The 18,753-nt window shown below is 72.1% G+C and carries 17 protein-coding genes; 7 read left to right on the top strand and 10 right to left on the bottom strand.

The window, feature by feature from the left end; translation table 11 throughout:
- Position 1: 1 nt before the first annotated feature.
- Entirely contained in the window at positions 2 to 904 is a 903-nt protein-coding gene (locus NMN56_RS16265) for a glycosyltransferase family 2 protein (RefSeq protein ID WP_274039562.1), read from the top strand.
- Here the strand turns inward: NMN56_RS16265 and NMN56_RS16260 are convergent.
- The gene (locus NMN56_RS16260) at positions 810 to 2,051 is read right to left on the bottom strand and encodes a glycosyltransferase (protein WP_274039563.1); all 1,242 of its coding nucleotides are present in this window, start codon (positions 2,049 to 2,051) and stop codon (positions 810 to 812) included. The genes NMN56_RS16265 and NMN56_RS16260 overlap by 95 nt on opposite strands.
- Before the next feature lie 126 nt (positions 2,052 to 2,177).
- Between NMN56_RS16260 and NMN56_RS16255 the strand changes: the two genes are divergently transcribed.
- On the top strand, positions 2,178 to 3,641 hold the full coding sequence (locus tag NMN56_RS16255) for an O-antigen polymerase (protein ID WP_274039564.1): 1,464 nt from the start codon (positions 2,178 to 2,180) through the stop codon (positions 3,639 to 3,641).
- Here NMN56_RS16255 and NMN56_RS16250 read toward each other — a convergent pair.
- From NMN56_RS16250 to NMN56_RS16240, 3 genes are all read right to left on the bottom strand, one after another.
- Positions 3,601 to 4,863 carry an MATE family efflux transporter gene (locus NMN56_RS16250; RefSeq protein ID WP_274039964.1) on the bottom strand — a complete coding sequence of 421 codons (1,263 nt, stop codon included), beginning with the start codon at positions 4,861 to 4,863 and terminating at the stop codon, positions 3,601 to 3,603. The two genes, NMN56_RS16255 and NMN56_RS16250, sit on opposite strands and share 41 nt — an antisense overlap.
- A 340-nt stretch (positions 4,864 to 5,203) precedes the next feature.
- Positions 5,204 to 6,871, bottom strand: a complete 1,668-nt coding sequence (locus NMN56_RS16245) for a lipopolysaccharide biosynthesis protein (protein ID WP_274039565.1) — start codon at positions 6,869 to 6,871, stop codon at positions 5,204 to 5,206.
- Positions 6,868 to 8,163, bottom strand: a complete 1,296-nt coding sequence (locus tag NMN56_RS16240) for a glycosyltransferase family 4 protein (RefSeq protein WP_274039566.1) — start codon at positions 8,161 to 8,163, stop codon at positions 6,868 to 6,870. The genes NMN56_RS16245 and NMN56_RS16240 overlap by 4 nt, the downstream gene beginning before the upstream one ends.
- Before the next feature lie 184 nt (positions 8,164 to 8,347).
- Here NMN56_RS16240 and NMN56_RS16235 point away from each other — a divergent pair, with 184 nt between their 5' ends.
- Positions 8,348 to 8,827 carry an FAD synthase family protein gene (locus NMN56_RS16235; protein WP_274039567.1) on the top strand — a complete coding sequence of 160 codons (480 nt, stop codon included), beginning with the start codon at positions 8,348 to 8,350 and terminating at the stop codon, positions 8,825 to 8,827.
- Here NMN56_RS16235 and NMN56_RS16230 read toward each other — a convergent pair.
- The gene (locus NMN56_RS16230; RefSeq protein WP_274039568.1) at positions 8,784 to 9,512 is read right to left on the bottom strand and encodes a CDP-alcohol phosphatidyltransferase family protein; all 729 of its coding nucleotides are present in this window, start codon (positions 9,510 to 9,512) and stop codon (positions 8,784 to 8,786) included. The genes NMN56_RS16235 and NMN56_RS16230 overlap by 44 nt on opposite strands.
- Before the next feature lie 129 nt (positions 9,513 to 9,641).
- On the opposite strand from NMN56_RS16230, the gene NMN56_RS16225 reads away from it, so the two are divergent.
- Positions 9,642 to 10,646 carry an SCO2278 family lipoprotein gene (locus NMN56_RS16225; RefSeq protein ID WP_274039569.1) on the top strand — a complete coding sequence of 335 codons (1,005 nt, stop codon included), beginning with the start codon at positions 9,642 to 9,644 and terminating at the stop codon, positions 10,644 to 10,646.
- Between the two features lie 183 nt (positions 10,647 to 10,829).
- On the opposite strand, the gene NMN56_RS16220 is transcribed toward NMN56_RS16225, so the two are convergent.
- On the bottom strand, positions 10,830 to 11,621 hold the full coding sequence (locus tag NMN56_RS16220) for a bifunctional DNA primase/polymerase (protein ID WP_274039570.1): 792 nt from the start codon (positions 11,619 to 11,621) through the stop codon (positions 10,830 to 10,832).
- Positions 11,622 to 11,840: 219 nt separating this feature from the next.
- On the opposite strand from NMN56_RS16220, the gene NMN56_RS16215 reads away from it, so the two are divergent.
- The gene (locus NMN56_RS16215; RefSeq protein WP_274039571.1) at positions 11,841 to 12,704 is read left to right on the top strand and encodes a glycerophosphodiester phosphodiesterase; all 864 of its coding nucleotides are present in this window, start codon (positions 11,841 to 11,843) and stop codon (positions 12,702 to 12,704) included.
- 82 nt (positions 12,705 to 12,786) lie between these two features.
- Here NMN56_RS16215 and NMN56_RS16210 read toward each other — a convergent pair whose 3' ends face one another.
- Positions 12,787 to 13,413 carry a TetR/AcrR family transcriptional regulator gene (locus NMN56_RS16210; protein WP_274039572.1) on the bottom strand — a complete coding sequence of 209 codons (627 nt, stop codon included), beginning with the start codon at positions 13,411 to 13,413 and terminating at the stop codon, positions 12,787 to 12,789.
- Positions 13,414 to 13,595: 182 nt separating this feature from the next.
- Here NMN56_RS16210 and NMN56_RS16205 point away from each other — a divergent pair, with 182 nt between their 5' ends.
- Both NMN56_RS16205 and ddaH read left to right on the top strand, forming a co-directional pair.
- The gene (locus tag NMN56_RS16205) at positions 13,596 to 13,769 is read left to right on the top strand and encodes a DUF6243 family protein (protein WP_274039573.1); all 174 of its coding nucleotides are present in this window, start codon (positions 13,596 to 13,598) and stop codon (positions 13,767 to 13,769) included.
- Positions 13,770 to 13,871: 102 nt separating this feature from the next.
- Entirely contained in the window at positions 13,872 to 14,690 is an 819-nt protein-coding gene (gene ddaH, locus NMN56_RS16200; protein WP_347178599.1) for a dimethylargininase, read from the top strand.
- 123 nt (positions 14,691 to 14,813) lie between these two features.
- On the opposite strand, the gene NMN56_RS16195 is transcribed toward ddaH, so the two are convergent.
- From NMN56_RS16195 to NMN56_RS16185, 3 genes are all read right to left on the bottom strand, one after another.
- On the bottom strand, positions 14,814 to 15,875 hold the full coding sequence (locus NMN56_RS16195; RefSeq protein ID WP_274039574.1) for a small ribosomal subunit Rsm22 family protein: 1,062 nt from the start codon (positions 15,873 to 15,875) through the stop codon (positions 14,814 to 14,816).
- A 344-nt stretch (positions 15,876 to 16,219) separates the two neighbouring features.
- Positions 16,220 to 17,392 carry a serine hydrolase domain-containing protein gene (locus NMN56_RS16190; RefSeq protein ID WP_274039575.1) on the bottom strand — a complete coding sequence of 391 codons (1,173 nt, stop codon included), beginning with the start codon at positions 17,390 to 17,392 and terminating at the stop codon, positions 16,220 to 16,222.
- A complete protein-coding gene (locus NMN56_RS16185; RefSeq protein ID WP_274039576.1) occupies positions 17,374 to 18,723 on the bottom strand; it encodes a Bcr/CflA family multidrug efflux MFS transporter in 1,350 nt (449 codons plus the stop codon). Before NMN56_RS16185 ends, NMN56_RS16190 begins: the two co-directional genes overlap by 19 nt.
- Positions 18,724 to 18,753 lie beyond the last annotated feature (30 nt).

Genomic DNA, 18,753 nt, shown 5'->3' with positions numbered 1-18,753 from the left:
CGTGAAGAAGCTGCCCGTGGTGGTCGCGATACCGACCAAGAACGAGGCCGAGAACATCGCGACGACCGTACGGTCCGTCATCGGCCACTTCGAGAAGGTGGTGGTGGTCGACTCGGACAGTACGGACGACACCCGCGCGCTCGCCAAGGCGGAGGGCGCCGAGGTGATGCCCTACACCTGGGACGGCACGTACCCGAAGAAGAAGCAGTGGTGTCTGGAGCACGTGTACCCGGACATGGACTGGCTGTTCTTCCTCGACGGGGACGAGACGCCCAGCGACGAACTCCTCGCCGAGATGCGGCGGTTGTTCGCGGGGGCCACCGAGGGCAGGACGTTACGGCCTGCTGCCTTCGACATCCCGCTGGGCTACTGGTTCGCCGGACGCCGGCTGCGGCACGGCTACACCATCGTCAAGCGGGTGCTGCTGGACCGTACGCGCTGCCGGTTCCCCGAGCCGGACGACCTGGCCGCGCCCGGCATGGGCGAGCAGGAGGGCCACTACCAGCCGCTCGCCGAGCCGGTGGTGGCCCTCTCCTCGCCCATCGAGCACCGGGACCTGGACCCCGTACGCACCTGGTTCGAGCGGCACAACCGCTACTCGGACTGGGAGGCGTGGCTGGAGCGGCACCCTGCCGTCCGGGAGCAGATCCGGATGGCCAAGACCCGGCAGGGGCGCCTCTTCCACAAGGCGCCCTTCAAGCCGCTGGTGTCCTTCGGCTACGCCTACGTCTACAAGCGGGGCTTCCTCGACGGCAGGGCCGGCTTCGACTACGCGCTCGCGATGAGCTTCTACCGCTGGCAGATCGGGCTCAAGACGCGGGAGTCGAGGGACCTGGAGCGACAGGCCCGGCAGGCCCGGCAGGGCCCGCAGCGTCGGGACCACTTGGGGAGGGACGAGCGCTGACCACGCGCGTAGCCTGTTCGTACACCCCGCGCAGCGTGTCCACGACCGCTTCGATGCTGAAGCTGTCCTGGACGAGCCGCCACGCCGCCTCGGACGCCGCGGCGTTGGCCGCGGGCTCCAGCAGCTCCAGCACCGCCTGTCCGACCCGCTCGCCGTTGTCGGCGCCGGGGTCGCTGTCCACCAGGCGCCCTGCGCCCGCCGCCGCCACGTCGGGGGCCAGTCCGCTCGTGCGGGTCACCACCACGGGCAGGCCGACCGACATCGACTCCAGCACCGAGACGGAGAACGCGTCCTTGACCGAGGGCAGTACGTACACATCGCTGGTGCGCAGCCGCTCCAGCACACCCGCGTGGTCCAGCGCTCCGACGTACTCCACCGCGTGCCCCACGCCCAGCGAACGGGCCAGCGCCAGCATGTCGTCGGCCAGCGCGCCCGTGTCGGGTCCTGCCAGCACGAACCGTGCCTCCGGGTGCTTGGCCAGCACGGTCGGCATCGCCGCGATGAAGTCGCGCGGGCGCTTGCCCTCCTGGACGCGCGCGCAGTACAGCACCGTCGGCGGCCTGCCGGGTGCGGCTGCGGCCCGCATGGACTGCGGCTCGACCCCGTTGACCAGCCGGTGCGCGGGGGCCATCCGGCCGGGTTCCGCCACGGCTGCCGTCAACTCCCGCTCCTTCGCGGTCAGATGGAGCACCGCGTCCGCCTTGCCCAGCACCCAGCGCAGCCCCAGCACGTCCACGGCCCTGGCGACCCGCTTCTCCGTCGGGTCGATCATCCCGTGCGTCTGGAGCACGAGCGGCCGGCCCATCCGTGCCGCGATCAGCGCCATCGGCAGGGTCACCAGGTCGCGCATCAGATGGACGTGCACGACGTCGGCCGAGCGCATCATGCGGCGTGCGCCCGCCAGCATCGCGGGCGAGGTGATGCCGCTCACCTCGAACCTCGGCAGCACATGGCGGGCCTGGAACAGGCGCACGGGCACACCGTCGACCTCGCGCGGCAGCTCCCCCTCGAAGCCGTCGCCCAGCGCGACGAGCACGGCCTTGTCGCCTCGCGCGCGCAACCCCCTGCACAGGTTGAGCGCGACCCGCGTCGGCCCCCCGAAGTCGTGCGTCGGTGTGTGCAGCGTGACGACGTGCAGAACCTTCACCGTGAGCCCCCCTCACAACGGCGCCCGGCACGGGCGCGTGAGGGAGAGAGTAGCGCAAACCATGAAATATGCCCCCGCCGGTCGCACGGGGCCCACCGGGTACACCGGGTACGGGCGGGCAGCCGCATGACCACCACACAGGCGTGGATACGCCGTACGGCGCCGCGCGCCGTGCTGTCGCGCGCCCTCACGGTGCCGCTGGTGCTCGCGCTGGTCGCGGTGCTCCCAGGCGCCGTTGCCGTCCAGCCGGGGCCCGGCACGCACGACGCCGCCTACTGGCTCCAGATCGTCATCTGCTGCTACTCGGGCACCCGCCTGGCCGCCATGGTGCTCAGTCCCCGACGCCGCCTGGTCCAGGGCTCGTTCTGGCTGTTCATCTACATCGCGATGGGGGTGGCGCCGCTGGCCCAGGCCGTACTGGAGCGCACCCCCACACCGGTGGTGGGCCCGAGGTCGGACACGGTGCTGGCGGCTGCGCTGGTGCTGGCCGGCATCGTCGCCTTCGACCTGGGCGCCGTGCTGGCGCGGCACAGACCGTCGCTGCGTACCAGGATGGGCGGCAACCAACGGCCCCCCGCGACGGTGCACAGGACGCGCCTGTACCTGCTGGTCCTGCTCGCCGTGGCGGGCAGCGGACTGCTGGTGACCCAACTCGGCGGCCCCGCCGTCTTCTTCAGCAACCGGCAGGAGATCACCGAGTCGGTGCAGGGCGCTGCGGGCGCCGAGGCGGCATCGGAGGCCGGCTCCGCTTTCCTGCGCGGGTTCGGTACGGTACCCGCGCTGCTCGCGCTGCTCTTCCTCACCCGCTGGCTGGTCACCTCGCGCACGGCACGCCGCAGTCCGCTCGTGCTGACGCTGTGGGTGGCGATGGTGGGCCTGAACGCGATCGTCAACAACCCGATCTCGAACCCGCGTTACTGGTTCCTGACCGTCCTGTTCTCGCTGCTGTTCACCGCGTTCCCGCGCAGCCCCGTGATGTACAGGGCCGCGCTGGCGCTGGGCGTGGCCATCGCGCTGGTGGTGTTCCCGTTCGCCGACAGGTTCCGCTACGAGGAGGGCACCGACCGGCCTCAGCCGTCGGGGTCGCTGCTGGAGCCGCTGACGATGAAGGACTACGACCAGACGGGCATGGTCGCCAACACGATCACGTTCGTCGGCACGGGCGAGGGCCACAGCTACGGCAGGCAGCTCGCGGGCACCGTCTTCTTCTTCGTCCCCCGCTCGGTGTGGACGGACAAGCCGCACGACCCGGGCACGCGGGTCGGTGAGTGGATGGGCATGCCGTACCCGAACCTGTCCTCGCCGCTGTGGGCCGAATTCTGGCTGGACTTCGGCCCGTTGGGGATGGCACTCGGCTTCGCCGGGGTGGGCTACGCCGCCGCGCGCGCCGACCGCCGCTATGTGCGGCGCACAGCCGACGACAGCGGGCCGGGCAATGTCCCGGCCGTCGTCGTGCCGCTCATCGCGGGCTACAGCTTCATCCTGCTGCGCGGCTCGCTGCTGCAGGGCATGGGGAGGGTGGGCATCGCCGTGATGTGCGTCCTGCTGGTCACGACGTTCCGCCAGGACCGCCGGAACCAGCTGCGCTGACGGCCCCGTGCCGCGGGCCGCCCTCGCGGTCCGGAGTACGGAGCACGCGCAGCACCCGCAGCCAGCTGGCCGCGCCCTTGGCCGCCGAGCCCAGTGCCAGGCCCCAGGCGGCGCCGAGTACGCCGCCGAGAACGTAGCCGCCCAGCATGAAGCCCACCGAAAGCAGCGAGAACACCAGCTGGATCGGGAGCGTCGTACGGGGCCGCAGCACCCGCAGCGTCAGCAGCCCGCACGTGCCCAGCGCCATCGCCGCGTACTGGCTGCCCGTCGCCGGCAGCAGCTGCGAGGCGGCGGCCCAGGTGTCGCCCAGCAGCTTCTCGCCGTATGTGGCGGGCAGCAGCATCAGCGCCACCGTCCACGCCGCGGCCAGCACGGCCAGTACGGAGCCCGCCGCGAAGGCCGCGCGCGAAGCGCTGCGCGGGCTGCCGCGGTTGAGGAGCGGAGGGCCGAACCCGGTCGCCGCGTTGAACAGCACGTTCATCGGTCCGTAGAGCGTCGTGGCCCCGCGCAGCGCGCCCACGGCCAGCGGGTTGGCGAGCAGACCGAGGCCGATGACGGCCAGCTGTGTGCCCGCGTTGCCCACCCCGAACTCCACGGCGAACCTGCGGCCCAGATGGCCCCTGCGCAGATAGCGGCGCAGGTCCCGGTCCGTGCCGCGCACCCGGCGCCACAGCAGCCCCAGCGCCAGCCCCAGCGCGGGCAGCGCCGACAGGCCCCACACCCCGATCAGCCGCGCCGCGCTCGCGTCGTGCGGCTGCGCCGCGAGCGCGGGCACGACGGCGGCGAGCCGCACCATGTCGGCGGCCAGGGCGTGCTGGGGCAGGCGCAGCGTCGAGAACGCGTACCGCGCCGTGTCCTGCGTCAGCACGACGGGCAGCACCAGGCCCAGCGCGGCCAGCCCCGCCGTCGTGTCGCCGCCCAGCACCCACAGGACCGCGGCGGCCGGAACCCCCAGCGCGGCCGAAGCGGTGGCCGTGAACCATACGGCCGACCTGCACGCGCCCGCCACGGCGCGGGGCTCGCCCTTCTCCAGCACCAGCGCCTGGCCCACATACGCCACGCTGAGTCCCAGCAGCACCGTGAACACCATGTAGACCAGCGAGAAGACCGCGAAGCCGGCCGCCGTCGACTGCCGTGCGGCGACGACGAGGACCGCGATGTTCGTCAGCGCTGCCACGCCTTGGTCGGCTATGGAACAGACGATGGCCGTACGGGGGCGCAGCCCTTGCGACCTGGCCGGTCGGGTTCTGCGGTGGCGGGGTGCCCTGGTCACCGGCGCCGACCTCCACGAGCGCGCCACGCTGAGCGCTCCCCGCCGGCGGTGCCGCCCGGGGTGTGTCTTCGGGTGTGTCTTCGGGGGCGGGTGCGGGTGCCGTGCGGCTTGTCGCGCCCACGCGGCGGAGCCGCCGCACTCGTCACCGTCCCGCGCGCCTGCGGGGCGCCCCCCTGGCGCCTGTCCCCCGGTTCCGGGAAGTGGGGGTGCTTCCCGGCCGGCGGCCGGGCGCGGGGGCGGGGCGCGGAAGAGAGGGGCGCGGGAGAGAGGGGCGCGGGAGAGAGGGCGCTCATCGGTCGATGACCCGTAACCCGACCGTCTCGCTGTGGTCCCGCGCAGGGCCCGGTGCGGGGCGGGAGTTGCGGTGCGAGGGCGGGGACGGAGGTGTCGGGGCGCGCTTGGTGTCGTGGGTGCCGCTGCCCTGGGAGTGCAGGAGCGCACCGAGCACGGCGCCGCCCGCACCCGCCACCAGCTCCCGTACCCGGGCGAGGTCGTCGCGCCGCACATCGCGCGGGTCGCAGACGATGAGCACGCAGTCGACGCGGTCGATGAGTGCGATGGCGTCGGCGTAGGAGAGCACGGCGGGGGCGAGGACGACGAGGACGGAGTCCTTGGCCTCGGCGTGCGCGATGAGTTGGGTGACGGCCGACGAGGTGAGCGCGCGCGGCACCTTGCTGACGCGGCGGCCGGGCACCAGGTCGAAGACGCCGGACTCCCCCGCGTCGATGGGCACACGGTGTCCGGCGGGCCAGCCGATCGTGCCGTGACCCGGTGCGCGGGCCCAGCCGGGCTGGACGCCGTCGGCCTGGCGCAGCTGGTCGGTGAGCGAGGGCGTCCGCAGATCGGCCTCGATGAGGAGGACGTCCTTGCCCATCTCGGCGAAGGATGCCGAGAGGTTGACGGAGCAGGCGAGCGCCGTCTCGATGCTGCCGCGCGGGGAGACGACCAGGACGCGGCGGCGGTGCGCGAACGTGCCGTCGTAGGCGAGACGGAACGCGACGGAACGGTACTCCTCAGCGAGCCGCCCCTCCGCCAGGAGCGAGCCCTGGCCCCCTCGCCGGGTGCGGGGCAGCGCGCCGAGTACGGGCGCGTGCAGGGCGCGTACGACGTCGCCCGGGGTGCGCACAGCGGGGTCGAACACGAGGCGGACCCAGGCGGCGAGCAGCCCGAGGCCGATGCCGACGGCGGCGCCGAGGCCGAGCATGAGGCCGAGCCCGGGGCCCGAGGGCGTGGCGGGCGGGGTGGCCCGGGTGACGACGCGTCCCGGCGTGGTGTCCTGCGCCTGGAGGTTGCTGATCCTGCTGTTGATCTCGGCGATGCTGCTGACCAGCGAGGCGTGCGCGGAGACGGTGCCGTCGAGTGCGCCCTTGTCACCGGCCCCCGCGATCTCGTCGGCGAGCCGGTCGCGCTCCTTGACCAGGGGTTTGCGCTGCTTCTCGTAGGCGGCGACCATGCGCTCGATGCGTTCGAGCGCCTCCCCCTGGCGGCTGTCGAGGTAGGCACGCGCGAACGCGTTGGCGCCGTCGGCCGCGGCCCGTGGGCCGGCGGCCGTGTAGGCGAAGCGCAGCATCTGCGTCTCGGGCGGGTTGGTGACCTGGAGGTCGGCGGCGAGCTTGGCGGGGTCGGTGCGGGACTTCAGTTCCTTCGCCGCGCGGGAGGCGACGACGCTGCTGAGCGCGGTGCGCCGCTCGGAGCCCATGCTGATCTCGCCGCGCGCCTTCTCCTCGCCCGGCGAGTCGGTGGTGAGGAGCTGCACGGTGGTCTCGGTGGCGGCGGTGTAGGAGTCGCCACCGCGTACGGCCAGCCAGCCGCCGCCGAGCAGGCCGAGCACGAGGCCGAGAAGGATCAGCAGGCGGTAGCGCAGAAGTTGCCTGAACTGGTCGCGGAGCAGGTCGGGTTCGTCGTAGACGGGGGCGACGGCCGGCTGTTCGGCGGGAGCACCGTGGCGGGCACTCATGCGGCGGCCCTGTTGTCCGGCATGCGTGGTGCGGTGAGTGCGTGCGGTGCGGCCGTGGCCAGGGCCTCGTCGAGGAGCGCCGTGAGACGGGCCAGCGCGGCGTCCCGGCCGAGGCGTTCCTCGGCGTACGCGCGTCCCGCGGCGCCGAGCGCCGCTGCCCTGTCGGGGTCGGCGGCCAGCGACCGCAGCGCCTCGGCCAGGGCGCCGGGGTCCTCGGGCGGTACGAGGACGCCGGCCCCGGCCGCGCGTAACTCGCCTGCCGTGCCGCCCCCTCCGGCGACGGAGGCGGCGACGGGACGGCCCGCCGTGAAGTACGAGGTGAGCTTGGAGGGGACGCTCATGTCGAGGACGGAGGCGCGCTGGGTGACGGCCAGGATGTCGGCCGCTGCCAGCACGTCGGGGAAGTCGTCCTCGGCGGCCGGCGGCAGCAGCTCGGCGTTGGGCAGCTGCTCGGCGAGCGCGGCGAGCCGTCGGCGCTGGTTGCCGTCGCCCATGAGGACGATCCGTAACTCCGGTGCGATCCTGGCCGTTTCGAGGAGCACGTCGAGGCCCTGCTTGAGGCCCATGTTGCCGGAGTGCAGCACGACGGTCTCGCCCTCCGCCCAGCCCAGGCGGGACCGGGTCGCGGCCCGTGGCCTGGCGGACCCGGCGATGTGGGACCAGTTGGGCACGGTGCGTACGCAGGAGCGGGGCACGCCCATGGCGGTGACGCTGTCCACGAAGCTCTCGTGGATGACACCGACGAGGGTGGCGGCGCCCAGGACGCGCCGTTCGACGGATGCGGCGAGCGCCGCCGCCCTGCCCCCGCCCCTGATGCCGCTCTGCGCCGCAGCTGCGCCCATGAGGTCCTGGACGACGGGCACGAAGGGCACGCCCGCTCGACGCGCGAGGCGCGCGCCCAGAACTCCGCCCGCCAGGCTGGGCAGTTGGGCCACGACGGCGGCCGGAGCACCGCCGGTGCGGGGCGGCGCGAGAATGCCGTGGGCGAGGATGGACGCCTCGTACAGCGCCCTGTTGAGGGCCGACTGCCGGGCGGGCACGGTGTGCCTGCGGCGGTGCACCCGTACGCCGGCGCGGTCCTCGGTCGCCCGCCATCTGCCCCCGTAGGCGGGGTCGGTGCGCCATGCGGGATAGTGCGGCATACCGGCGAGCACATGGACGTCCAGGTCTCCGCGTGCCGCCCAGTGCTCGGCGAGTTGTGTGGCGTACGGGCCGATGCCCGCCTGCTCCGGTGCGTAATTCGTCGATACGAGCACCAGACGCCGTGCGGGCGCAGCACTGTGTTTCCCCATACGTCCCCCCTCGTTCCCCTCGCGCAGCCTAGCGCCTGCCGTACATCGCTTCCCCAACATGTCCCCGTTTCGGCGCCGTTGTGGTTGCATTCAGCCGACGCGGGGCCGGGGAGGGCCCCGCGCACCCGTCGGCGGCCTTGAGTGGCGCCGCGCAACCACCGGTTTCCGTCCTGGGGGGACACGCATGACCCATACCGTCGGCTACGCGCCCGGCGCCTACGACCTGTTCCACGTAGGGCACCTGAACCTCTTACGGCACGCCCGTTCCAAGTGCGACTACCTGGTGGCGGGCGTGGTCTCGGACGAGATGGCCGAACGCGCCAAGGGGCGTGCGCCCGTGATCCCGCTCGTGGAGCGACTGCAGATCGTGCGCAGTGTCCGCTTCGTGGACGCGGCGTTCGTGGAGACCGTTCCCGACAAGCTGGAGACGTGGCAGCAGGTCAGGTTCGACGTGCTGTTCAAGGGGGACGACTGGCGCGGTACGCCGAAGGGCGACCGGCTGGAGGCGGACTTCCGTACGGTCGGTGTGGAGATCGTCTACTTCCCCTACACCATGCATACGTCCAGTACTCAGCTCCGCCGTGTCCTCGACGCGCTCGCCGAACCCGCCGCCGCGCCGGTCAGCCGGGGGACGGCTCCGAGGAAAGCTCCCGGAACCATTTAGCGAGGAAGGCGACGAGGAAGAGCGCGTAGCACCCGAACAGCAGCGCGTAGGCGGCGCGGAAGAGGCCCGCGCCGCCGAACAGCAGGAAGACGGCGCAGAAGACGCCGTAGTCGACGGGCAGCAGCGCCAGGGACCGAGCCGTCGAGGGTGCCGGTGGCGCGGTCCCCGCGGTACGGGGCGCGCGCAGCTTGTCGGTGAGCAGACCGCCGAAGAAGATCAGTACGGCCACCGCCTGGAAGCCGAGCGGCAGCAGCAGCCAGCCGTCTCCCGGAAGGTCGGCGAAGCGGTGGAAGGAGATCAGCACGGCTGAGTGCAGCGCCACGATCTTGGCGCAGTCGACGACATGGTCGAGCCACTCACCCGCCGGGCTGCCCCCGCCGCGCAGCCGCGCGAGCTGTCCGTCGGCCGAGTCGAGCGCGAAGCCGAAGGCGAGCGCGAGGTAGACACATACGCCGAGCCCCCAGGAGGGGTGTACGAGCGCGATAGCGGCGATCCCGGCGAAGCTGCACACCGCGCTCAGCAGCGTGACCTGGTTCGGGCTGAGCCCGACGCGGTACGCAGCCGCGGCGCACACCCGTCCTGCCGGGCGGTTGACGTACCGCGAGTAGAGCGAGACACCCTTCGCCGTCTTCTGCGCCGTGCGTAACTGACGCAGCGCCGTGCCGAAGCCCGTCTCCGTGCTCATGCGACCCCCAAAGGTCTTCACCGGGCCCTCGGCCCAACTGCCCCACCTGCCGCGCATACTCTGTCAGCCACCGCGCACCGCGCCAGACCCCGCGCGGTAAGGTGCCTTCGCGCGACAGCACCGGGGAGGATGGAACAGGTGAAGGGGTTGCAGGCGTTGAGGGCTCCGCTGGCGCGGCCCGCAGCCGTGGTCACGGCGGCGGCACTCCTCGTGACGCTGACGGGCTGCATGACGGTGCACGGCGAGAAGGCCGTGATCCCCGCTGTCGGCAAGGACGAGGCGGCGAAGGTCCTCAAGAGCTTCACGGCCAGGAACAACCGAGCCAACACCGCCTACGACGCCAGGCTGAACGCCCAGATCGAGTCCGGCGCGCTCGGTGCCATAGACCAGGCGGGGCTCACCTCCCGCAAGAAGGTCGACCCGAAGGGCAACCCGGACTACAACCGCCTCGAACTGACGGACACCCGCTATCTGATCCCCAAGCAGGCGGGCTGGCCCAAGTTCTTCGCCACCGACTCGAAGAGCAACCGCAAGGGCTCGGGCCGCTGGTTCTTCGTCTTCCAGCGCGACAGGGCGCACGGCCCGTGGAAGGCGTCGTATCTCTCGGTGCTCCAGCCCGACGAGATACCGCAGTTCGCGCGCGACAAGGACGGTTACGTCAAGCCCGTTCCGACGGGCGGCGACGCGAAGCTGGCCATCTCACCGGGCAAGCTCAGCCGGACCTACACGCGCTACCTCCAGGAGGGCACGGGCGACGAGTTCGCCGGAGGGCCGCACACGAGCGCGCTGCTGGAGCGGCGCGAGAAGCAGCAGAAGCAGACGAGCGTGCGCAACGAGTTCGTCGACCAGGCCGCGCAGCCACCGCAGTTCGTACCGTTCGGGCTGCGCACCAAGGACGGCGGCGGCCTCGTCTTCTTCGCCTCGCACCACCACCACAAGCAGACGCTGCCGCGCGGCTACACGCCCAAGATCAAGAACCCGCTGGTCAAGGCGCTGATGACGGGGAAGCCGAAGCAGTCGGTCACGTTCAAACGCGTCTCGTCCCAGGTCGTCAGCGTGCCCGCGGAGAGGGAAGGCGGCGAGACCACCTTCCTCAACCGCATCGAGGGCCTGACGGCGGCACGCGGAGAGTAGAGCGCACGCGCTCTGACCGACGCGCGAACTCCCGTCGGTGCGTGAACTCCCCTCGGGCGTGAACTCCCGTCGGGCGTGAACTCCAGTCGGCGCGCGCGGTGTTGCGGCGTTGCTGTGGCTCGCCGTTACGCGTGACTGCCTTACGTGCGGGCTGCCGCCGCGCTCACCGTACGAGCCGCGCGCTCACCGTACGGGCCAGGGCGCCGGCTCCTCCGCGCTGTCGACGCTGACGGCGTACTCCGAGAGCGTCTCCAGCAGCACCAGCGGCTCGGGCAGCGTGGCGCCCGGCTCTGGGGACCTGAGCCATCTGACCTCCTCGCCGTCCGGCAGCTCGGCGGGAGGCATCAGCACATAGCTGCCCCGGCAGTGCCAGCGCAGCCCCGGGTGCTCGTCCAGCGTCTCGGGGTGGCAGTCCAGCTCGCAGGGCCACCACTCGTCCTCGTCCTCGGGTGTGCCCCGCGTCGCGGTGAAGAAGAGCATCCGGTCGCGTCCGGAGAGCGCGACGGGGCCGAGAACGGGCTCCGCCGGATCGGGACTCGTCTGCCGCTCCTCCGCCTCAAGCCGCTCCAGCGCCGCGTGTCCCGCAGCGACGGGCACATCGAGGACGTCATGGCTGCGGCCCGTGGCGGTGATGAAGTTCGCCTGCGGCTCGGCGCGCAGCCACCGCTCGATCTGGGCCTGGTCGGTGGTGGCCTGGGTCTGCCAGGCGAAGGAGACGGGGTGCCTGCCCGGCGTGGGACAGCCGATGCGTACGCAGGAACAGCCGTATCCGGAAGGGTGCGCGGCGGGCGCGAGCGGGAATCCCGCAGCCGCGGCCGTGAGCAGGAGAGCCTCGCGGTCGCGTGCCGCCTCGGCCACCGCTGCCGGGTTCGCGCCGCGCGCGCCGCCCCAGCGGCGGGTGCCGGTCCCCTTGGCCGGGCCTGAGCGTGCTGCCTTACGGCGCAACCACTGGGCGATCCTGCTCTCGCTCTCCATCTACCGCCTCACTCCGCTACACGGGAACCGTGCATTCCGAGGGTACGCAGCGATAAGGCACGCTGAGGCCGGAATCCACGGAACACGGATGTCTCTCCTCTATCCTGCGCCCTTTCACGCCCCGTTCGGTACGCGGGGGTCCACCACGTCACTCAACCGTGCCACCCAGCCGGACTCTCCGCCCGGCAAATCCTCATATAGGCATCTAGCTTGGTGGGCATGGTCACAAAGACGGTCCTCGTCTCTCTGGTGTCCCTGGCGCTCGGCACGGCCCCCGCGAACGCCTCGCCGGTTCCGGCAGCCGCGAACGCCTCGCCGGTTCCGGCTTCCGCTTCGCACACCGACAGGCCCTCGCGCGTCGTCTACATCGCACATCGCGGCGGCGCCCTTGAGGTGCCCGAGAACAGCATGCAGGGCCTCACCGCCACCCACAGACGGGGGCACGCGTCCCTTCTCGACATCGACGTCCGCGTGCTGCGCGACGGGACGCTCGTCGCGATGCACGACGCGACCCTCGACCGCACGACGAACCGCAAGGGCCCGGTCAAGGCGCTGGACCGCAAGGGCTGGGAGAAGGTACGGCTCGTCCCGCCGGCCGGCCTGCCCGGCAACTGGCGCCGCGAGCGCCCGCCGACGGTCCCGGAGATCCTGGACCGCTTCGGCGGACGGGCGGGACTCGTACTGGAGCTGAAAGACCCCGCCGGGCTCCCCCACCTGGCCAGGACGCTGCGCGAGCGGAAGCTGACGCGCTCGGTGTACGTGCAGACGAACCGGCTGCGGCTGGCCGTCACCTCACACAAGATGGGGCTGCGTACGGCCGTATGGCGCTCGGCGAGGCAGATGCGGCTCGACCGTCCCGAGCGCTGGAAGCGGAACGTGGACGTGCTCAGCGTCGACCACCGCGCCCACCCGCGCCACGCGCGCAGGGCCGTGGCCTCGGGCATCCGGCACGTGTGGTCCCACACGGTCAACACCCCGTCCGACCGCGACCGCATGCTGCGGCTGGGCTGCGCAGGCATCGTCACGGACGTCCCCAGCCGGCTCGCCGCCCGCTCCTCGTCCCGCGCACCGCTCGCACGCTAGGCCGTTGCGACGGGCGACGGGCGACGGGCGGCGGGCGGCGGGCGGCGGGCGGCGGAAAGCATGCGACCGGAGAGCGCGCCCTTCAGCGGAAGGCGCGGAGGGCCATTTCGACCAGCCGGTCGGTGAACTCGTAGGTCAGGGGCCCCGAGCGGGTGAGCCAGCGCTGCTGGAAGGGGCTGAGGAGCAGTTCGACGGCGAGGTGCAGGTCGAGGTCCTCCGCGATCTGACCCGCCTCCTGGGCCAGGCGCAGCCGGCGGATGTAGACCTCAAGGCCGGGCTCCTGGAGCCGCTCGACGAACTCCTGGGCCAGCTCGGCGTCGGCGGCTCCGGCCACGGCGAGGGCACGGTAGGGGGCCTCGAACCCGGCGTCGGTGAACTCGTCGGCGGTGGCGCGCAGGACGGCCTTGAGGTCGGCCTCCAGGTCGCCGGTGTCGGGGATGCCGTTGTCGTACCCGTTGTCGTGGACCACCGAGAGGAAGGCGTCGAGCAGCACGGCGGCCTTGGAGGACCACCAGCGGTAGATCGTCTGCTTGCCGACGCCCGCGCGGGAGGCGATGGCCTCGATGGTCAGCCTGTTGTAGCCGACCTCACCGACCAGTTCCATGCTGGCGTCGAGGATGGCCTGCCGGGAGCGCTGGCTGCGCCGGGAGGCGTCCGGGGTCTTGGTGGGCGCGGCCTTCGCGGTCCTGGCCGCCTGTGGAGTGGACATGTTCCGAATCTAGCAGCGCCTGAGACGAGACGAACCGTCTTGACAAGACGGTTCGTCTCGCCCATGCTCGTTCCGTGAGCGAGACGCAGCGTCTCGCTCTTCCTTACCGGTGACGTGTCGGCGGTGTCTCGGCGACGCATCGACGATGCATCGGTGAGGTACCGGCGATCGAAGGGAAGCCCATGAGCAAGGGACGAGCGGACAACATGCTGGGAGTCGGGGGCACGCGCTCACAGCTGTCGCGCAAGAAGATGCGCGGCAACCGGAACGCCGGCGGATACGGGCCCGGCGGTACGGCGGACCCGATGGCCCAGAAGCGCGAACTGCTGCGCAAACTGCGGGAGTCACGGGAGTGAGCCCGTCCTCCCTCAGGGGAGGTCACCGCAATCCAGCCGGAAGAGCTCCTCACGGAGGACCATGGGCGCACTCATGCGCACCGACCCCGTGAGGAGCCTTCGTTGTACGCACCCCGTCACTACCTGATGTGCCCACCGGCTCACTTCCGTGTCACGTACTCCATCAACCCCTGGATGGACCCCGGTAAGCCGGTGGATCTTCCCCTCGCGCTGGCGCAGTGGGAGACGCTGCGCGACCGTTACCGCTCCCTCGGGCACACCGTCGACATCCTCGACCCCGTGCCCGGCCTGCCCGACATGGTCTACGCGGCCAACGGTGCCACCGTCGTCCAAGGGCGGGTGCTGGGCGCGCGGTTCGCGCATCCCGAACGCGCCGACGAGGCCGCCGCGCACCGCGAGTGGTACCGCGCGAACGGCTTCGCCGATGTGACCGAGCCCGAGCACATCAACGAGGGGGAGGGCGACTTCGCCGTCACGGCCGACTGGCTCCTCGCCGGGCGCGGCTTCCGCAGCAGCCCTCTCTCGCACGGCGAGGCACAGGAGTTCTTCGGGCGCCCCGTCATCGGCCTCGATCTCGTCGACCCGCGCTACTACCACCTGGACACGGCGCTGTGTGTGCTCGATCCGGAAGGCGGTGAGGGCAACGGCGACGTCATGTACTACCCGCCCGCCTTCTCCGCCGGCAGCCAGGCCGTTCTCGCGCGCCTGTTCCCCGACGCGCTGGTCGCCGGGGAGCCGGATGCGCTCGCGCTCGGGCTCAACGCGGTCAGCGACGGCCACCATGTGCTGCTGCCTCAGGCCGCCGCCGGTCTCTTCGCGGCGTTGCGTGCCCGCGGGTACGAGCCGGTTCCGGTTGACCTCACCGAGTTGTTGAAGGGTGGCGGTAGCGTCAAGTGTGTTACGGCGGAGCTGCGTTCGTAGGGGCCGGCGCCTGGTCCTGTGCTGGCGCCCGGCCTGTGCCTGCGGCCGGTCCTGTGCCGGTGCCCGGCCTGTGCCTGCGGCGCCCCGGTCCCGTGCCTGCGGCCGGTCCTGTGCCTGCCGTTGTCAGTCGGCCGGGGGCGGCCATGGGGCGCCCCAGGGGGTGTTGCGGGCCGCTCGGTAGCGGGGGGCGTCGCGTTTGGTGATCGTGCGGCGGGCCAGGGAGCCCGATTCCTCGCACAGGTCGAGGATCACCTGGCCCTTGCGGAGGAGGGGTTTGCGGATCACCCGGGAGTGCGCCGGCTCGCCCGGGTCTCCCCGTACCGCTGCGACGTAGCTGAACTTCTCGTCCTCGTAGGCGAGTTCGCCTCCCTTCACCCTGCGGTGGAGGGAGGAGCGGCTGACTCGGGTGGCGAAGTGGCACCAGTCCTCGCCGGGCACGATGGGGCAGGCTGCGCTGTGCGGACAGGGCGCGAGGACGCGCAGCCCGGCGGCGATCAGCGCATCGCGTGCCTCGATGATCCGCAGGTAGCCGTCGGGGGTGCCGGGCTCCACTAGGACGACGGCCTGTCGGGCCGCGCTCACTGCCGCTTCCACGGTTGTGCGGCGGTCCTCGGGGGTCAGTTCGCCGAGTACGTAGGAGAGGGTCACGAGGTCGGCTCCGGGCAGTGCGCGCGCTGCCGCTGCGGCCTGCCCTCCCTGTGCGCCATGTCCCTCTGCCGCACCCTGCGCCGCGTCCGCTGTGCGGCCGGCGGCGCGCAGGGAGCCGCGTTGCCAGTGGGCCTTGCGGAGGGTCTCGGCTTCGGCGCGTGCGGCCAGTTCGCGGCCGAGGGCGAGGGCCGGCTCGGCCCAGTCGAGCACGTGGGTGGTGCGGGGCGTCGGCCATACGGCCTCGGCGGCCCATACGGCGGCGCCGGTGCCGCCGCCTACGTCCAGGTGGCTGGCTGGTGTCCAGCCGGGGGTGCGTTCCGCCAGCGCGTCCAGGGCCGCCGTCGCTGCGGCGAAGGTCGCGGGCATGCGGTAGGCGGCGTACGCCACCACGTCCGCGCGGTCCCTGAGTACGGGGGTCGTGGTGGGGGTGGTTCCCCGGTAGTTGGCGATCAGCCGCTCCACGGCGGCGGTCGCCTGCCGCGCGGGCAGCTCTTCGGCGAGAGCGGCTAGTGCGCCGCGCAGTTCTTGGTCGATCACTGGGTCAGTGTAGGAAGGGGCGGTACCGGGGTTGCGGACAGGACCCCGGTTTCCGTTCCTAATGGGGGCTTCGCCCCCTTGCCCCCGTTGGCCTCGCCGGCCGGGCGTCTGGGGGCTCCGCCCCCCGACGGCCCCCCGCCAAAAGGGGCTCCGCCCCCTCTGGACTCCCCCGCCCGCGTGGGGGCCAGCCCTGGAGTTGAGGGGGCCCCTTCAGGGGCGCGGGGAACTGCGCGACAAGCCACGAAGTAGCCGCGGACTGCGACACACAGCACGGGGCATCCCCGGCACAGCTCTCGGTTTGGGTGGGGGCATCCCGTGTGCAGCAGGTGGGGTGGGGCGGCGTTTTATAGGACGGCTTGGGCCAGTCGGGTCGCGGCTGCGGCGCGGGGGTGGTTGTCGGGCGGGCGTCTTACGGGGTGGACCGTGTTGGCCAGGAGCACGAGGAAGGTGTCGGTGACGGGGTCGAGCACGAGGCTCGTTCCCGTGAAGCCGGTGTGGCCTGCGGCCCGGCCTCCGGAAGTCGCCAGGTCTCCCATGAACCACTCGGCCCCTACCTGGAAGCCCAGCCCTGGCGGCTCCAGCAGCATCGCCACCGACGAGGGTGCCAGGATCCGGGCCGGGCCGTAGGCGCCGCCCGAGAGCAGCGTGCGGCACAGCACAGCCAGGTCGTACGCGGTGGAGAAGAGCCCGGCGTGGCCGGCGATGCCCGCCATCGCGTAGGCGTTCTCGTCGTGGACGCGACCGTGCACGAGGCCCCGGTTGAGCTTGGCCCAGGGCTTGCGCTGGTCCTCCGTCGCCGCGATACGGGGGCGCCAGTTGCGGGGCGGGTTGAAGCGGGTGCGCTCCATGCCCAGTGGCCTGGTGATGCCCTCGCGTACGAGCGCGTCGAAGGGCCGCCCCGTGACGCGCCGCAGCACCCGTTCCAGGAGCAGCGGGTTGAGGTCGGAGTACAGGTGGGTGGTGCCGGGCTCGGTCAGGGGTTTCTCCGACCACAGCAGGGTCGTGTGCTCGGCGGTGTTGTGCTCGTAGAAGGGCAGTTCGGGGCGCAGGCCCGAGGTGTGGGTGAGCAGATGGCGCACGGTGATGCCGTGGTCCACGACGAGTCCGGAGCGCGGATCGGCGTAGACGACCGCGGGCGCGTCCAGATCGAGCGTGCCGCGCTCGGCCTGCTGGACGGTGGCGATGGCCGTGAACAGCTTGGTGAGCGAGGCCAGGTCAAAGACGGTGTCGGCGCGTACGGGCAGCCACTGCTCGCGCGGCAGTTCGGTGCCGCGCCCGGTTTCGGGGTCGTAGGCGCCGTAGCGCAGTGCCCATCCCGTCGGGTGCTCGACCGCCACGAAGGGGCCGCGTCCTGCCAGGACGACGGCCCCCGCGCACCACCCGGTACCGGGCAGTGCGTCGGTCTCCTCCGCCAGCGCGGCCAGCCGGCCGGCGTCGAGCCCGGCCTTCTCCTGGAAACGGCGCCGCTTGTCCGGGCCGTCGGAGGGGGCCGGGCGCCTCAGTCGCGTACGCGCCATGGACGGCAGAGTCCCATGAAGGCGAGCATGGCGAGCAGCACCGCGCTGAGCTGGGTGACGGCCATCGGCACGGCCGTCTTCTCACCCGCGATGCCGACGAGCGGTGAGGCGACGGCACCGATGAGGAACTGCGAGGTGCCCAGCAGCGCTGAGGCCGAACCGGCGGCGTGCGGAGTGCGCATCAGGGCCTGGGAGTTGGCGTTGGGCATGATCAGGCCCATTCCCGACATCAGCGCGCACAGCCCGACGGCGAGCGGAGCGAGGCCGATGTGCCCGAAGGCGCCGGTGGTCATCAGCACCAGCGCGACGGCCGCCACGGTGACCATGCCCAGGCCGAAGGCCAGGACGCGGTCCAGGGAGACGCGGCCGACCAGTACCTTCCCGTTGAGCTGGCCGAAGGCGACGATGCCGATCGAGTTGATCATGAACAGCAGGCTGAAGGTCTGCGGCGAGGCTCCGTAGATCTCCTGGATGACGAACGGCGAGGCCGAGACGTAGGAGAAGAGCGCGGCGAAGGCGAGGCTGCTCGCGAGGAGGTAGCCGGTGAAGACGCGGTCGGCGAGGAGCCCGCGCATGGTGCGCAGCGCCTCGGGGAGACCGCCCTTGTGCCGCTCGGCCGGTGGCAGGGTCTCGGGGAGCTTGCGCAGTACGACGAGGACGAGTACCAGGCCGATGGCGGCGAGGATGACGAAGACGCCGCGCCAGTCGGTGAAGCGCAGGACCTGGCCGCCCAGTACGGGGGCGAGGATCGGTGCCACGCCCGATATCAGCATGAGGGTGGAGAAGAACCGGGCCATGGCGAGCCCGTCGTACATGTCGCGGACGACGGCGCGCGCGATGACGACACCGGCGGCGCCCGCCAGGCCCTGGATGAGCCGGAAGACGGTGAGCGTCCCCGCTGTGGGCGCGAGGGCGCAGGCGACTCCGGCGACCACGTAGAGGGTCATTCCGATCAGCAGGGGTGCCCTGCGTCCGAACCTGTCGCTCATGGGCCCGGCGATGAGCTGCCCGACGGCGAGCCCGAGGAGGCACGCGGTGAGGGTCAGCTGCGCCGTGGCCGCCGGGATGTGCAGTGCCTCGCCGACCTCGGGGAGGGCGGGGAGGTACATGTCGAGGGAGAGCGGTGGAAGCGCCGTGAGGCCGCCGAGTATGAGCGTCAGCAGCAGTCCGGCACGGCGGCGCGTCAACTGCGGGCTCGCCGCCGGGAGCCCGGGGGTGGCGGTTTCCGGTGTGGCGGATTCGGATGGGGCGGATGCCCGGGTGGAGGGCTCTGCGGATTCTGCGTGGGGACCGGATGGGGCGGCCGGGTTACGGGGGCCGGGCTTGGTCATGCACCTCTCCAGGAGTTTGTCAGTGGCTCG

The sequence above is a fragment of the Streptomyces iconiensis genome (assembly GCF_028657195.3).
Classification (GTDB): domain Bacteria; phylum Actinomycetota; class Actinomycetes; order Streptomycetales; family Streptomycetaceae; genus Streptomyces; species Streptomyces iconiensis.
The sequence above is the reverse complement of the archived record's forward strand: the minus strand, read 5'-3'. Positions and strand labels throughout refer to the sequence as shown.

Bases quoted from the DNA above. Each gene is read 5' to 3' on its own strand.
- NMN56_RS16255 (WP_274039564.1), top strand. From the start codon at position 2,178: ATGACCACCACACAGGCGTGGATACGCCGTACGGCGCCGCGCGCCGTG.
- NMN56_RS16245 (WP_274039565.1), bottom strand. From the start codon at position 6,871: ATGAGTGCCCGCCACGGTGCTCCCGCCGAACAGCCGGCCGTCGCCCCC.
- NMN56_RS16240 (WP_274039566.1), bottom strand. From the start codon at position 8,163: ATGGGGAAACACAGTGCTGCGCCCGCACGGCGTCTGGTGCTCGTATCG.
- NMN56_RS16235 (WP_274039567.1), top strand. From the start codon at position 8,348: ATGACCCATACCGTCGGCTACGCGCCCGGCGCCTACGACCTGTTCCAC.
- NMN56_RS16230 (WP_274039568.1), bottom strand. From the start codon at position 9,512: ATGAGCACGGAGACGGGCTTCGGCACGGCGCTGCGTCAGTTACGCACG.
- NMN56_RS16225 (WP_274039569.1), top strand. From the start codon at position 9,642: ATGGAACAGGTGAAGGGGTTGCAGGCGTTGAGGGCTCCGCTGGCGCGG.
- NMN56_RS16220 (WP_274039570.1), bottom strand. From the start codon at position 11,621: ATGGAGAGCGAGAGCAGGATCGCCCAGTGGTTGCGCCGTAAGGCAGCA.
- NMN56_RS16215 (WP_274039571.1), top strand. From the start codon at position 11,841: ATGGTCACAAAGACGGTCCTCGTCTCTCTGGTGTCCCTGGCGCTCGGC.
- NMN56_RS16210 (WP_274039572.1), bottom strand. From the start codon at position 13,413: ATGTCCACTCCACAGGCGGCCAGGACCGCGAAGGCCGCGCCCACCAAG.
- NMN56_RS16205 (WP_274039573.1), top strand. From the start codon at position 13,596: ATGAGCAAGGGACGAGCGGACAACATGCTGGGAGTCGGGGGCACGCGC.
- NMN56_RS16190 (WP_274039575.1), bottom strand. From the start codon at position 17,392: ATGGCGCGTACGCGACTGAGGCGCCCGGCCCCCTCCGACGGCCCGGAC.
- NMN56_RS16185 (WP_274039576.1), bottom strand. From the start codon at position 18,723: ATGACCAAGCCCGGCCCCCGTAACCCGGCCGCCCCATCCGGTCCCCAC.